Origin of the sequence: Tessaracoccus bendigoensis DSM 12906 (assembly GCF_900141915.1) — a bacterium.
GTDB classification, from domain to species: domain Bacteria; phylum Actinomycetota; class Actinomycetes; order Propionibacteriales; family Propionibacteriaceae; genus Arachnia; species Arachnia bendigoensis.
In genome coordinates this window covers 22,406-36,309 of sequence record NZ_FQZG01000024.1, presented here as the reverse complement: position 1 = coordinate 36,309, position 13,904 = coordinate 22,406, and the positions used below count along the sequence as shown (strand labels likewise).

General features: G+C 68.3%; 11 protein-coding genes and 1 pseudogene. 2 read left to right on the top strand and 10 right to left on the bottom strand.

From position 1 onward, the window contains the following. Positions 1 to 58 precede the first annotated feature (58 nt). From BUC15_RS08045 to BUC15_RS08020, 6 genes are all read right to left on the bottom strand, one after another. On the bottom strand, positions 59 to 457 hold the full coding sequence (locus BUC15_RS08045; protein WP_073187000.1) for a hypothetical protein: 399 nt from the start codon (positions 455 to 457) through the stop codon (positions 59 to 61). Then, positions 454 to 2,340 (bottom strand): site-specific integrase, encoded by a 1,887-nt coding sequence (locus BUC15_RS08040; protein ID WP_217652173.1) that lies wholly within the window; start codon positions 2,338 to 2,340, stop codon positions 454 to 456. The genes BUC15_RS08045 and BUC15_RS08040 overlap by 4 nt, the downstream gene beginning before the upstream one ends. Further along, the gene (locus BUC15_RS08035; protein ID WP_073186999.1) at positions 2,337 to 4,115 is read right to left on the bottom strand and encodes a hypothetical protein; all 1,779 of its coding nucleotides are present in this window, start codon (positions 4,113 to 4,115) and stop codon (positions 2,337 to 2,339) included. Before BUC15_RS08035 ends, BUC15_RS08040 begins: the two co-directional genes overlap by 4 nt. Next, positions 4,115 to 5,605, bottom strand: a complete 1,491-nt coding sequence (locus tag BUC15_RS08030; protein ID WP_217652172.1) for a tyrosine-type recombinase/integrase — start codon at positions 5,603 to 5,605, stop codon at positions 4,115 to 4,117. The genes BUC15_RS08035 and BUC15_RS08030 overlap by 1 nt, the downstream gene beginning before the upstream one ends. Continuing rightward, positions 5,553 to 6,569 (bottom strand): type I restriction-modification system subunit M, encoded by a 1,017-nt coding sequence (locus tag BUC15_RS08025; protein WP_217652171.1) that lies wholly within the window; start codon positions 6,567 to 6,569, stop codon positions 5,553 to 5,555. Before BUC15_RS08025 ends, BUC15_RS08030 begins: the two co-directional genes overlap by 53 nt. A gap of 287 nt (positions 6,570 to 6,856) precedes the next feature. Continuing rightward, the gene (locus BUC15_RS08020) at positions 6,857 to 7,765 is read right to left on the bottom strand and encodes an arginase family protein (protein ID WP_073186998.1); all 909 of its coding nucleotides are present in this window, start codon (positions 7,763 to 7,765) and stop codon (positions 6,857 to 6,859) included. A 352-nt stretch (positions 7,766 to 8,117) separates the two neighbouring features. On the opposite strand from BUC15_RS08020, the gene BUC15_RS08015 reads away from it, so the two are divergent. Together BUC15_RS08015 and BUC15_RS08010 are read left to right on the top strand one after the other, a co-directional pair. Continuing rightward, on the top strand, positions 8,118 to 8,429 hold the full coding sequence (locus BUC15_RS08015; RefSeq protein WP_245787922.1) for a helix-turn-helix domain-containing protein: 312 nt from the start codon (positions 8,118 to 8,120) through the stop codon (positions 8,427 to 8,429). After that, positions 8,426 to 9,649 carry a type II toxin-antitoxin system HipA family toxin gene (locus tag BUC15_RS08010; RefSeq protein WP_073186996.1) on the top strand — a complete coding sequence of 408 codons (1,224 nt, stop codon included), beginning with the start codon at positions 8,426 to 8,428 and terminating at the stop codon, positions 9,647 to 9,649. Before BUC15_RS08015 ends, BUC15_RS08010 begins: the two co-directional genes overlap by 4 nt. Positions 9,650 to 9,728: 79 nt before the next feature. Here the strand turns inward: BUC15_RS08010 and BUC15_RS20745 are convergent. The 4 genes and pseudogenes from BUC15_RS20745 to BUC15_RS07985 all read right to left on the bottom strand — a co-directional run. Continuing rightward, positions 9,729 to 9,773: pseudogene (locus BUC15_RS20745) on the bottom strand (hypothetical protein); the annotation flags it as partial. 162 nt (positions 9,774 to 9,935) lie between these two features. After that, positions 9,936 to 10,511, bottom strand: coding sequence for a DUF6036 family nucleotidyltransferase (locus BUC15_RS07995; protein ID WP_073186994.1), 576 nt, complete (start codon positions 10,509 to 10,511; stop codon positions 9,936 to 9,938). After that, positions 10,508 to 10,930, bottom strand: coding sequence for a hypothetical protein (locus BUC15_RS07990; protein ID WP_073186993.1), 423 nt, complete (start codon positions 10,928 to 10,930; stop codon positions 10,508 to 10,510). Before BUC15_RS07990 ends, BUC15_RS07995 begins: the two co-directional genes overlap by 4 nt. 409 nt (positions 10,931 to 11,339) lie before the next feature. Further along, positions 11,340 to 13,613 carry an exo-beta-d-1,3/1,6-glucosidase gene (locus tag BUC15_RS07985; protein ID WP_073186992.1) on the bottom strand — a complete coding sequence of 758 codons (2,274 nt, stop codon included), beginning with the start codon at positions 13,611 to 13,613 and terminating at the stop codon, positions 11,340 to 11,342. Between the last annotated feature and the right edge of the window lie 291 nt (positions 13,614 to 13,904).

The window sequence follows — 13,904 nt, the reverse complement described above, 5'->3', positions numbered from 1 at the left end:
TCTCCTTGGTTCTTGGTGGACGGCGCGGGTCGTCGGCGGCTGGCGCGCGTTGGGCTGGTTAGGTGACGGGACGCAACGTGGGCGGCCCGGGTGGGGCCCCTGGCCGGGGTGGGGTGCGCGCTTCGAGGGCTTCGACGGCGACGAGCCGCTCGAGCATGGCGGTGGTGGCCTTGGCTTGGCGTAGCTCGGTGCGGAGACGCTGGTTCTCTTTCAGCAGGTCCTGGACTTGCGTCTTGAGTAGCCGGACCGGTTCTGGGTCGCTGCCCTGTCGGGTGACCCGGGCCCGGAACTCGTCTTGGAGGTCTTGGTGGCGGTGGGTCAGGAGCCATCGCTTGAGGCCGGCCTCCTCCGCGAGGGACTTGATGGTGAGCTTGCCGTCGGAGCGGATGGGTTGGCCGTCGAGGAGACGCGCCATCGCATCGCGGATCGCTTGGCGCTCGGACTCGTGTTCGGTCACGGTGGTCCTGCCGGGGTGTCGTGGTGGGCTTGGATGATCGCTTCGCGGCGGGAGATCTGCAGTTCGATGCGATGCCGCAGTGGGGCGGGTGTCAAGGGCGCGGCGAGTTCGGCCTGCAAGGCCGCGAGGTCGGCCTGGACGGCGGCGATGTGCCGGTCGGTGCGGGCGATGTTGGCGCAACGGTCTTCGCAGGCGGTCAGGTCCGGGGTTGTCGAGGCGGTGGTGGGGCTGGTTGCTTTGCGGCACAGGGCTTTTCGGGCGTCGAAGCAGCAGGCGAGGGTTTGCCCGGCGGCGTCGTGGACGCGCAGGTCGGGGTTGGCCAGGAGAGCGGCCGTCTGCTTGGGGGTCAAGGACAGGCCTTGGTAGCGGTGCTGGTACTCGGTGACTGCGGCGCGGTAGCGGCCGGCGGCGGGCCCGCTGACCGTCGGGTGAGTCTGGAGGTGGTCGGCGGCCCGGTGCAGGGTGTCGCTGATGGCGAAGGTTTCCTCCATTGGGAACAGGTCGCGTAGCCCGGCCGAGACGCGGCCACCGTAGCCGTCGGTGGTGGCGGCGTGGAGGTGCCCGTATTGGACACCCAGGGCGACCCGGCCGCGGGGCCTGCGGTAGATGAACCAGGCCAGGGTGCGCCGCAACCGGCGCAGGCTGATGTTGCCGTCGGGGTCGGCCGGGATGGCTTCGCCGGGCCGGTTGAGTTCGACCGCTCGGCGGTTGCACCACGCGGTCAGGTGCGCGATGGACTCCCGGACGCGGCTCGAGGACGGTGCCCCCGGATCGAGAACGACGGTGGGCTTGAGCCGCGCTTTGAACAAGCTGTCGCTGAACAGCAGGTCCTCGGTGTGCAGCGCTTCCATGACGGCGATCGCGTCGGCCACCGGCTTGATCGCGGCCCAGGGAACGTCCCGCTCGACGCCTGCGGGAATGCAGCGACCGTCGGCGACGGCCGACTTGTAGGTCCGGCCACGAATCGCGTACGCGCCGGAGGGTCGGCCGCCGTCCATGGTGGGGGTGCAACAACCGCGACGCAGTCCGAGGACCTCGTCGGCGCGCATCCCGGCCAGGTAGGCGATTGTGATCAGGCAGGCGGTGGTGAGGCTGCGCCGCAGCGGGTCGACCTGGCGGGGGGTGACCTCCCCGGTCCAGGTCCCGCCCGTCGGGATCGGCGCTGCTCCCCCAAGCGGTCCGGTCGCGGCAGGGTTCGGGGTGCGCAGCAGGGACACCACGTGCGGCGCATCCTCGATGAGACGCAAGCACCACACCAGCACGGCGGACATGGTGACGGGGTGGATGGGTACCGACTTGTTTTCGGCGGTCCATTCGCTCTTGCCGACGATCTGCTCGATGCCTTCGCGTTCCCAGAAGGGTTGCCGGAGCCGGCCGGAACGGCGCAGGTAGGGAGCCATCAGCCAGAGCCGGGACAGGGCGAACAAGCGCCGGCTCTTGGGGTTCTGCCCGACCGGGGCGGACGCGACCTGCTCCGCGTACTCGTACAGGTCCTGCTCGGTCACCTCGTCAAGGGCGCGGGTGCCGCGCGCCTCGAGCCAACTGAGGAACGGTCTGAGGTCCTGGAACAGGGTCGTCAGCGTGGACGGCGAGAGCCGCTTGCGGGCGCTGGCAGGCCGGTCGAGTTGCTCCAGCGGGGTATCGATGGTCAGCAACAGGTGGAAGAAGTGTTTGATGTCGGGGCGCAGCACGGCCGGGACATGGGTGAAGTGCAGCACGATCCAGCGAGTGGTCGGTCGGGGGCACAACGGGGACAGGTCCCACGTGTCGTCTTCGAAGCGTGCCCCGCCGGGCACTACCAGCGTGCCTGGGGGTGGCAGGAGTGGTTCGCCGGCGGTGATCGTCGGGTGGTCGCGCCAGGCTGGGGAGGTGAGGGCACTCATGCGTCGAGGTCCCGTCGCAGCAGTCGCTCGATGGTGGTGCGGTCGGTGTCGGTGGTGGCCCGGCGGGCGGAGGCGCGGTCCGGTTCGGTGGCGCGCGTGGTGAGTAGGTGCTCCAGTCGCTGACGGTGCTCGCGGTACAGCCGGTCGAAGCGCACCGGGTTGACCGAGGCCAGGTTGTCCAACGCGTCGGCCAGGAGCAGCAGGCGGGGAAGGTGTGCTGGGGTGGCGACCGCGTTGGGGCAGGCCAGGCACAGCAGGAAGGAGGCGGTGCAGGCGTGCCCGTCGGCGGTGAAGGGACTGTGGGTGAAGTCGAGGCAGGCCCCGACCGCGGTGTCGAGGATCCCGTCCGCGACCTCTTGCGCGGTCGAGGGAGGCAACTGCAGGTCGGGGAGATGACTGGTGTAGCGCATCCGTAGTGTCTGTTCGGCGTGGGCGACGGCGTCGGCCTGGCCGTCGAGGATGACGTCCTGGAGCAGGTGGGCGGTGAGCGCGTCGGGGCGTCGGTACACGTCCTCGCTGACGGTGTCGGTGTTCTGGCTGGATTTGCGGTTGATGACCTGTTCGGAGAGCCGCAGCCGGTTGAAGTGGAGCCGCAGGACCTCACCCTGGTCGGTGGTCAGGGCGGCGACCTGTTCCCAGCGGCGCACCGAACCGCCCCGGGTGTACCCGTCGGTGACGAAGATGCGGGTGGGGTGGTCGGTGGCGCCGTGGGAGGTGCCGGCGATCAGCAGCCGCGAGGTCGGGTGGCCTAGCCCTGCCAAGCAGGCCCGGGCGGGTTCGGTGAGGGTGAGTGCCCGCTGCAGGGTGTGAGCGTGAGCGCCGGCGAACGAGTTGGTGAAGTAGCGGCGGTGTCCCCGCCGGGGCTTGTCCAGGTGCGCGACGAATACCGGGGCGTCGTCGGCGTCGACGCCGGCCGGGGAGGCCCGGTCGGGGACTTCCAGCGACTGCAGGGTCGACAGGTTGTAGCCGCGGTCACAGACGAGCAGCACCATGACCGAGAGCAGTTCGGGGCGGGTCGGGTACAGGGCATAGGTGGGGTGCAGGTCACCGGTTCCCAACAGCGCCGCCACGTCCCGGGTGACAGTGCGGGCATCACTGCCGAACGTCAGTCGTCCCTCCGTTTGCAGCTGCTCGAGCAGGGCGCCGCGTGTCAACGCTCGGTCGCCGATCCGGACGGTCGGCTCCGGGCCGCCCTGTCCGCGGCGGTGTTCCTGCAACGCGGCCACATTGGCGGAGATCCGGGCTTCGGCGATTCGCACGAGTTCAGCCGCGCGGCGACGGATCGCCTCGAACTCGGCCACCGAGTAGGACCCGTACATGCGTGAGCGGGGCTTGTGGGTCCGTTGGGCCAACGCCCGGCGGGTCAGCGGGCCTACCTCGGGGACGCCCTTGAGCAGGACCCGCATGATGTTGATCTGACCGGGCCACCGGTTGGACGACTCCCGGTCGGCCCGCCACGTCCACCACGCTTCGGGGCCGAACTGGGCCATGCTGGTGATGTCGATGCCGAGCCGGTCGAGGCTTCGCAAGAACGTCAGCGTCGTGCTGTGGGCTTGGCCCATCGACGAGGCCGAACGCCACCGGCCATCAGGGCCGGTCGCCGCGACGAAGGCAGCGATGAGTTCGGTCCGGACCTGGCCATGGGCTGGTGCCGCGGCGAAGTCGAACGGTCCGAGTTCGGTGCCGTCGGTGCCGATGACCGACACCCTCAGACCGGAGGGGTCGACACGATCCGGGCGGCGGTACCCCGCCGCCGGCATCGCAGCGCGGGCCATCAGGACTCACGTCCCAGGTTGACCAGTCCGGTGTCGGCGAGATGGCGCTGGACGAAGTCGGCGAAGGCATCATCGCTGGCTCCGGCCTGGTCACCGTTGAGGAACAGGTCGACCTGGAGACCGCTGACCGGTTCGAGGTAGATGTCACGGGTGGTCTGCGGATTGGTATGGCCCAGCAGAGTTTGCACCAGCGTCCACGGGTCACCGAACAACAGGCGGTAGTCGCGCCGCTCGTCCGGGGTCAGCCCCATCCTTCGGTCGAAGGCGTGCAGCAGGGTGACCAGCATCCGGAGCGCGAACGAGTGACGCAGCATGTGCGGGTAGCACGCGACCGGCACCCCCAGCCGCGCGCACCGGCGGCTCGCGCCGGCGAAGACCGCCTCCCAGGACTCGTAATGCATCGGTAGACCCGACTCGCCGAGGAACAGCATCGCCGGTTCCAGCCCGTCCGGTCCCTCGAGGAACAGGCGGGCGCGGTCGCGGGCGTCGAGCTGACCCACCATGACCGTCGTGACCGGATCATCCGCCGCGCTACCGCGTACCTGCAGGCGATCACGGTCCCGGCCCACGACGACGAGCTTCCCCGGCAGCTCCGCGTACCTTCCTTCGCGGCGGGCTCGGGAGACCGCCGTCGCCCTCGTGGAAGCGACGTAACCGTCCAACTCGCGGCGGGCATCAGCAGCCATCCAGAAGTCCCGGCCCCGTCCCTTCGCGACGGCTTCGCCGACCCTGGCGCGCAGGTAGCGGGCGTTCGTGTCCGTTTCGGGGAGCTCGGACACCAACAGGGTTCCTGCCTCACGCAACCGTAGGCCGCTCGTCCACAACAGGTCCGCGAACGCCAGGTTGCGGCCGTCGTTCCGGCCCCGCCAGGAGGCTTCCCTCGAGTCATCCACCAGGCGCCCGCCCAACCCGACATCGCGCCACTGCTGGAACGCCCGCGGGGTCAACCACTTCACCCTGGTCGAACGGGCATCCTTGGCCCGGAGCGAGTGGCCACCGGTGTCCTGCCACGGGGTCGCCCGCCCGACGGAAGGGTTCGCGGCCATCGCCCCGCGCTGGCGTTGCCAGTCGAAGAACTTCTTGCACGCCGCCAGCTCGCGGCTGAACTTCGCCCCAGAGACCCGGTGCGGGTTGGCCGGGTCACGCCGGCGCCAGTGCTCATAATCCAACAGGTCTGCAGGCGTGCTATCCCGCCACGACTTCGACTGGGACTCCAAGAAGCTCAGGAACAAGCGCAAATCCTTGGCGTACGAGACGCGCGTCTGCTCGCTCAACAACTTGAAACTCGACGACGCGAAGAAGGCCAACACGTCCGCATCAGCCACCCCGTCCGGACGCAACAGGAACGGATGACCCGGCAGCAGACCGAGCGACCGCTCCCGCTGAGCCAACGACTGTGGCACCACCGCTCCGCCGACGGGAGACGCGCCGTCGCCGTCAGGCAGCGAGCGTCCAAGCCTCCACATCACCGGGGCTGGCGTCGACGTCACAGCCACACCCTAGCGGCCAACACGCCAACTTTCGGGGGAAGGGCGGGTTCGACACGATCGCCTGGAACGGTTCCTCGTCGCGGTGCGCGGGCTCGAGCAGGGTGTCGCCGTGGGCGATGTCGAAATGCTCGAAGTTGATGTCGTGCAGGAACATGTTGATGCGAGCAAGGTTGTAGGTGGTCAGGTTGATCTCCTGGCCGAAGAACCCGCCCACGTTGCCGGGGCCGAGCACCTTCGCGAACTTCAACAGCAGCGAACCGGAGCCGGCGGCCGGGTCGTAGACCTTGTTGACGCGCGTCTTCCCGACGACGGCGATGCGGGCCAGCACCTCGGAGACCTCCTGCGGCGTGTAATACTCGCCGCCGGACTTGCCCGCCTGAGAGGCGTACATCTGCATGAGGTACTCGTAGGCGTCGCCGAACAGGTCGATGGCGTTGTGCTCCAGGTTGCCCAGCGGCAGGTCGCCGATGGCGTCGAGCAGCTTGACGAGCTTCTCATTGCGCTTGGCCACGCTCTGGCCGAGCTTGGAGCTGTTGACGTCGAGGTCGTCGAACAGGCCCTTGAGGTCGTCCTCGCTCTCGGTGCCGACTGCCGATCCCTCAATGTTGCGGAAGACGCTCTCCAGCGTCTCGTTCAGGTTCTCGTCGCCTGCGGCCTGGGCCCGGACGTTGCTGAACAGCTCGGACGGGCGGATGAAGAAACCCTTCTCCTCCACCGTCACTTCGCGGGCGAACTCTGCCTGCTGGTCGGATAGTGAGGCGTAGTCGAAGCCGGTGTTGTTGGCGGCGGCCTCGCCGGCGTTGAGGTAGTTGGTGAGGTTCTCGGAGATGAACCGGTAGAACAGCATGCCGAGCACGTAGCTCTTGAAATCCCAGCCGTCGACGCTGCCACGCAGGTCGTTGGCGATGCGCCAGATCGTCTTGTGGAGCTCCGCCCGCTGAGCTTCCCTGGTCGTCGGTGCCATGTGACCCTCTCCCGCGCCGAGGCGCCTGCCATATCTCTCGGTTCAAGGTAGCAGCGTCGTCTGAGAGAAGGTCGCCGGAGGGCCCGGCCTGACCGAGCGACGGTTGAGCCGGGCCGTGAGGAACGAACGGCCCGTGACGAAACCATCGAGACGTGCGCACAGACCCAACCAACAAGAACCAGTGGCCAACACCCTGCACCGTGCGCAAGGAGGGTTTCGACACGCCTGCTCGCAGAGCTCGCCGGGCGGCTCAACCAACTGCGGACCGACTCAGCCGATCTTCCGGGTCACCCCTCATCCAACAGCGGGAACCCGCTCAGCAGAGCCTGCAACTTCATGACCTGCCTCGGCAGGAACTCGGCCACCGTCAACGCCACGACGTCGGCCACATCAGCGATGTCGGCCACGATCCGGCGCACCTGGCCAGTGGTCAAGCCGTCCGGCTCCGGCCCGAGGCCGAGCACGACCTCCAAGCTGTCGACGGTGTCCACGTCGAAATGGACGGCCACCCTTGAGCAACCGGTGGAGGCGATCCAGTCGAGGAGCGCCCCGGACGACTCGCGTAGCTCATCCGGGCCGAAGGTCGTGATCCCCCATTTCGCCACGTTCGGGAAGTCGTCGTCGGTCCAGGAATGCAGGCCCACCAGCGCCACCCGTTCGGGAGCGACCGTGGCCGGCAGCAGCGCCTGAATATCCCTGTCGCCGTGCCCGGTGATGGTGGCCACCGCCATCGCGTGATACCCCGGGTACTCGCTTTCTGGGGTGCCGACATCGGGGTGCGAGTCGATCCAGACGACCGCCAAGTCGTCTCCGTAACGTTCGGCCAGATGCGTAAACGCCGCCACGCTGACGGAGCACTCGCCCCCGAGCGTCGTGATCCGGGCCGGGTCGTGGACCTTGACGATCTCCAACGCCCTGGCCAGCTGGGTGGCGACGATCGACTTGGCCTCCACGCCGTCGCGCTCCTCGAGGCCGTCGTCGCTCATCGTCACCGGCACGTGCGCCGTCGGGCCGTCGTGGCGGGGCAGAATGGCCTCGAGGACGGCCGTGCCGACGGCGTAACCACGGCGGGCGACCGGCAGCGGGAACTCGGGAACGAATGCCTCGACGCTGCCAGTTCCCCCGCCCTGCCACTGGGGCCAGACGAGCCGGAGATGATCGCCGGAGGGTGCGCGGGCTGCTTGAATATCGGCCATGCACCCAAGCTACCGCGACTGAATGGCTCGCCGGTGCCCCGTGGGCACAAAGCCATCAGAGCCTGGATGGCCAGAAGACCGCGCACAGGGTCCACCTGACGGCGATGGTCGTTGCGGAGGAGTCGCTGCTCCCCATGAGGCCGTCGGAACCCCGTCAGTTGGGCAGAGATTTGAGCAGGATTTGCAACTCATTGAAGCGACCTCGGCGTTGTCTGCTGACGATGCCAGCATCTGGCCAACGAGCAGTAGATCCTGCTCAATAGCCCATGGACCTTGACACACCTCGAGCCGTCCCGATGTGAGCCATACTGGAAAGAAACAGCGTTTCTAATTGATATAGTGGCAACGATCCATGCCACTAGGAGGAGTCATGATCGGGGCGGGCAAGACCGAACGCGACGCCGCGGAACTGGCGCGCCACATCGTCACCTGGCGCAAGCTCCTGGGCTACACCGCAGCCCAGGTCTCCGAGCGCGCAGGCGTGTCCCGCCCGACACTGAGAAAGATCGAGCACGGCGACCCCGGGGTAAGGCTCGGTTCGGTCCTCGCCGTCCTCCGCGTTCTCGGCCAGAACACCAAGATGCTCCACGCCGTGGACCCGTACGAGTCCGACCTCGGCCGCGCCAGCGCCGACCGGATCCTCCCCCAGCGGGTGCGGCGATGACGGTCGACCACATCGAGGTCCACATCGACCTCGAAGGCGAACCACACTCGATGGGCACGGTCGAGATTCACGACCGTCGCGGCCGAACGGTCCGTTCCGAGTTCACCTACGACCGCACCTACCTCGGGTCACCCGGCGTCCCGGCACTCGACCCCAACACGCCACTCGACGCCGCCAGCCAGGTCGGCGCGCATGTTCCGCGCGGACTCGCCGACGCAGGCCCCGACGGCTGGGGCCGGCGACTGATCCTGCGCGCCCATCGCGGGCACGCGCCGTCAGGGGCCGAACAGCTGCTGGCGGTCGACGACCTGACCCGCATCGGCGCCCTGCGGCTGCGGGGCGCCCCCTCCGGGCCCTTCCTCGCCACCAGCCATGAGATCCCGAACCTGGTCACCCTCGAAGAGTTGGCAGAGGCGGCCAACGCCGTCGAGGAGGACGCCGACGACCTGGCAGCCGTCCGTGTTCTGGTCGACGCCGGTACTGCCAGCCTGGGCGGCGTTCGCCCGAAGGCATCGGTCAGGGACGGGGACCGCCTCATGATCGCCAAGTTCCCCTCCACGCGAGATCGCGCGGACGGCATCGATGTCGTCGCCTGGGAGAAGCTGTGCCTCGACCTCGCTACGGCGGCGGGCATCACGGTCCCGGCCAATCGGCTGGCTTCTGTCGGGAGCTCCCATGCGCTGCTGGTTGACCGGTTCGACAGGAGCGTCTCGGGCCGAATCCCCTACCTTTCAGCGTTCGCCATCACAGATGCCCTGGACGCTGCCTCCGGCGACTACCTCGACATCGCCGAGGCGCTGGCCGACCTCGACGTCCAAGACCTGGCGGCCACCCTGCGTGAGCTGTGGCGTCGCGTCGCGTTCAGCATCGCGATGCGCAACACCGACGACCACCTAAAGAACCACGGCGTGCTGTGGAGCAGATCCGGCTGGCACCTCTCCCCCGCCTTCGACATCACGCCCAACCCCGTTGGCGGGGCGCGGCGGGCCACCACCATCGACGGCGAAGACCGCCCCGCTGCCGAACCGCAAGCCCTAGTTGAGCTCGCCCGCGAGTTCGGCATCCCGGACCCAGAGTGGCGCAGCATCCTCGCCGATGTCCTCGGCGCCGCCTCCACCTGGAGTGCCCATGCACGTTCCCTCGGTATCGACGACCGCGAGGTCCGCCTCCTCCAACGCCCCCTGGCCGAGGCCCAGGGCCACTTGGCGGACCTTCCGTAAGGCCAGTGGCCGACTTCGGTGCCGCCGCGTACGCGTCCAGGGTGCTGCCGAGCATCATCTCGTTCCACAAGCCGTATGCGCCCGGAATCTCGCCGTAGATGCCGTTGGCTGAGACCCAGATCACGCGCTTGATCCCGGCCTCCCGCATCGCGGCCACGACCGCCGTCAGGAACGCGATCGCCGATGAGGCCGCCGTCACCGGAGACCTCATCATCCCCGCTCACTTCCCGGGCATTCGGGGCGGACGCGTGGTGGAGAACCCGCGCCGCTTCGTCCTCAGCGATGCTTAGGTGCCCGGTCCGATAGGTCGACCCTCTGCTGCGGCCTTCTGGAAGACGGTCGTTGCCGCATACAGGGCTTCATCGGGATCGAAGTAGCCGATGTAGGAATCATCGAACAACCGATTGTGGATGTCCGCCGCCTGCTGAGGGCTGGTGATTCCTGCTTGCCGGAAGAGTAGCTCCAGATCAGAGATGTCTCTGGGTCGCATGGCGCGCAGCTTCATCGCGATCAGATGCTCCGCGGAGGCGACCACGATCCTCAGGCCTGGAAGCGTGAGTTCGGCGGCGTCGCAGTCGGGCTCGTTGGTCATAAAGGGGGTCGCGTGGTTGTTGATCCAGTCCGGGCCGAGGCCGTGCCGAGAGGCAACCGTGTCCACCGCCGTCCAGAACGCTTCGCCGCCCGCCCGGAGCGTCGCATCGACGTCGCGGGTGACGCGACGCGACTGGTACGAAATCGCCATTGCCGCCCCACCGACCACGTAGATTGCCGCCTCCGTATCCTGGTCGAGCAGAAGCTGCCCGACTTCTGTGAGGAGATCGATGAGTTGTTCGCGGGAAAGGTCCCGCCCGCCGTCGCTCATGCTGATGTAAACGCCCTGTCGTCGAGGAAGATACCGAGGCGCAGCAGTTCGGCGGGCGTATGCGCCATGTCGTTGTACGCCTGTGAGGCCCAGGTCGCTGCGGGCCACCAGAAGGTGTCCAGGGGCTCTTTGCGCGTCCACCGGGGGGCGGGCAGGCCGCTCTGGTGGAGGCGGTACCGGATGGCCCCGGCCAGGAGGGCGTCCCAGCGAGAGTCGCCGATGCTCTCAGGCTCGACGAGGGCCTCGCCCAGGCGACCTGCGGCGTGGGCGTCGGGGAGGTAGTTGACGCCGTCGATCAGCATGCGCAGGGCGTGGTCCTCGTCCCCGGCTGCGAGGTTGGTGCGGACATCGTCGGCGATCTCGCTCGCGGTCGGCCACCACCGCTTCCGATCAAGGGGAGGTGTGGTCTGCTGGGTCACGGCGTCCTCCTTCCTAGGCCGCCATTCTACGGTTGACGGTGGATGGGGCGCTCCACTCGGATCGGTCCCCTCGCTAACTTCGCGATGTTGGTTCATCAGTGAACCAACATCGCGAAGTTAAGGACGCAAAATGCTCCGCCGTCGGTGCTGTGGCTGGCTGCGGGTTTGAGCAGGATTCGACACTCATTCCGAGCCCGACGGCATCGTCAGCAGACAACGCACCCCGACGACGATTGACTTGCAAATCCTGCTCAAACCTCCACCCAACCCAAAGCCGCGACGACCCGACGACGCATCCCAGGATCCCGCGCAAACCCACACGCACCTGCCGAGAGCCCCCGTCTGCTGAGAACTCGACACTCGCGTCAGATGGCGCCGAGCCCCGCCCCGGATGCCCGGGCACGCCTCCTCAGGCCGGCGCGACGACCGTGAAGACCTCCGTCAACTGCGTCTCGCGCCTCGACGATGGCCCGACGCGCAACTCGAACTCACCCGGCTCGACGACCCGCTCACCCCGCGCGTCGACGATCGTAAGGGAGGCGACGGGGATCTCGATCCGGACGACCTCGGTCGCCCCGGGTGCGAGGTCGACCTGACGGTAAGCCTTCAGCTCCACAGCCGCCCAACTGGCCGACGTCACCAGGTCGGACACATACGCCTGAACCGTCTCACGGGTCGGCCGGTCGCCGGTGTTGCGCACCGTGACGTCGGCCACCAAGGTCCCGGACGCCTCCAGACGGTCGCGTTGCAGCGTCAGGTCGGCGTACTCGACGCTCGTGTACGACAGGCCGTCGCCGAATGCGAACGTCGGCTCCTGCGTGAGGTCGGCGTAGCGGTCGCCGTGTTGCCCACGGATCTGGTTGTAGTACGTCGGCAGTTGGCCCGCGTGCCTGGCGAACGAGATCGGCAACCGCCCCGTCGGTTCGGTGAGCCCGAGCAGCACCTCGGCGATGGCCTTTCCGCCCTCCATGCCGGGGTTGCCCACCCAGAGCAGTGCGGCGGCCTCCAGCGCGGAGGGCGGCAGCACGTGGGGCTTGGATGCCATCAAGACCACGACCAGCGGCTTGCCTGTCGCGGCGACCGCGTCCAGCAAGGCGACCTGGCCACCGACGAGTTCGAGCGTCGCGGTCGAACGCGCCTCCCCGGTCAAGGCGACGCAGTCACCCACGACCGCGACCACCAGGTCGGCCGTCTCCGCCTGCGCCACAGCCTCGGCGATGGCCGCCTCGTCCGGCGGGATCGCCGTCACCATCGGCATCCGCGGCTGGCCGTCGGGGAAGGTCGGTCCGTCGGGGTGGGGGGTGAACTGGGCGATCTCTGCGCCGCGGGCGAAGGTGACCGACCAGCCCGCTGGCACCTCGGCGCGCAGGCCGTCGACGACGGTGGTGATCATGTCGCGCGGCTGGGAGTCGATCCAGTCGGCCTGCCCCGAGCCTCCCGCCCAGTCGCCGAGCTGCCACTGGGCGTCGTCAGCCAGCGGGCCGACCACGGCGATCCGACGCGGTGCCCCTGCCGGGTCGAGCGGAAGGACGCCGTCGTTTCGCAGCAGCACCAGCGAGCGCCTGGCGGCCTCGAGGTTCAGCTGCGCATGCTCCTTCGAGCCGATGACGGCAGCGATGCGTTCCCGGTCAGGTCGACGGGGGTTCTCGAACAGGCCGAGCTCGAACTTCAGCGTCAGGATCCGGCTGACGGCCTGGTCGAGGTCGGATTCGGCGAGCAGGCCAGACGCGATGGCCTCCTGGGCGCCCTCGAAGAAGCCGGGCGTGTTCATGATGAGGTCGTTGCCCGCCAGGACGGCCGCCGCCGAGGCGTGGGCGTAGTCGGGCTGGACCTTCTGCTCCCACACCATGCGCCCGACATTGTCCCAGTCGGTGACCAGGATGCCCGGGTAGCCCCACTCGCCCCGGAGCACGTCGCTGAGGACCCACTCGTTGACGGTGATCGGGACGCCGTCCATCGACTGGTAGCCGAGCATGAAGGTGCCGCAGCCCTCACGGGCCACCCTCTCGAAGGGTGGCAGGAACCACGACCGGAGCTTGCGTCGCGAGATGTCGGATTCGCTGGCGTCGCGGCCGCCCTGGGTCTCGGAGTAGCCGACGAAGTGTTTGGCCGTGGCGAGGATCGCGGTGGGGTCGGTGAACCCCGCCCCCTGGTAGCCGCGCACCATCGCCGAGGCCAACTCGCCGATGAGGAACGGATCTTCGCCGAAGGTCTCGCCCACCCGTCCCCAGCGCAGGTCGCGCGCGATGCACAACACCGGAGAGAACGTCCAGTGGATGCCGGTCGCCGCCACCTCCACGGCGGTCGCCCGCGCCACCCGTTCAAGGAGATCGGGGTCCCAGGAGGCGGCCATCGCGAGCTGCGTCGGATAGATGGTGGCCCCCTCCCAGAAGGAGTGCCCGTGGATGCAGTCGTCGCCGATCAGGAGGGGGATCTTCAACCGGGTCTGCTCGACGAGGCGATGGGCCAGCTCGAGGCGCTCCGACGACGCATGCAGCAGGGAGCCCGCGCGGACCCGCAGCACCTGATCCTCGATGTCCTGGCGGGCGTCGAGCTGAAGCATCTGGCCGACCTTTTCCTCCACGCTCATCCGGGAGACGAGATCGGCGACGCGTTCCGCAACGGGGAGTGCGGGGTCCAGGAACGGAAGATCGGCCAGATTGGGGGCAGCGGCGCCAGCCATGTTGCACTCCTCAGCGAGCGTGACGGTCTACTTGAAGTCCATTCGACAGTAACAGCGGGGCGCGCCTCCGGGGTGGCGTGCACCAATCTCTGCATACGTCGAGGCGGCCCCTCAAACCGGCCTCATCCGGGCAAATCGAGAGATCTGTGCACGCCGGAGTACTGCGTCGACCGACGAGGACGAAGTCCGTCGCCCGAATGGCGCTCTTGTCCACCGGCGAAGGTGCCTCTGCGGGTGGCTGCGGTTCACAGCTTGCGGTAGCTGTCCGCGGGGTTCCAGCAACACGCTGTA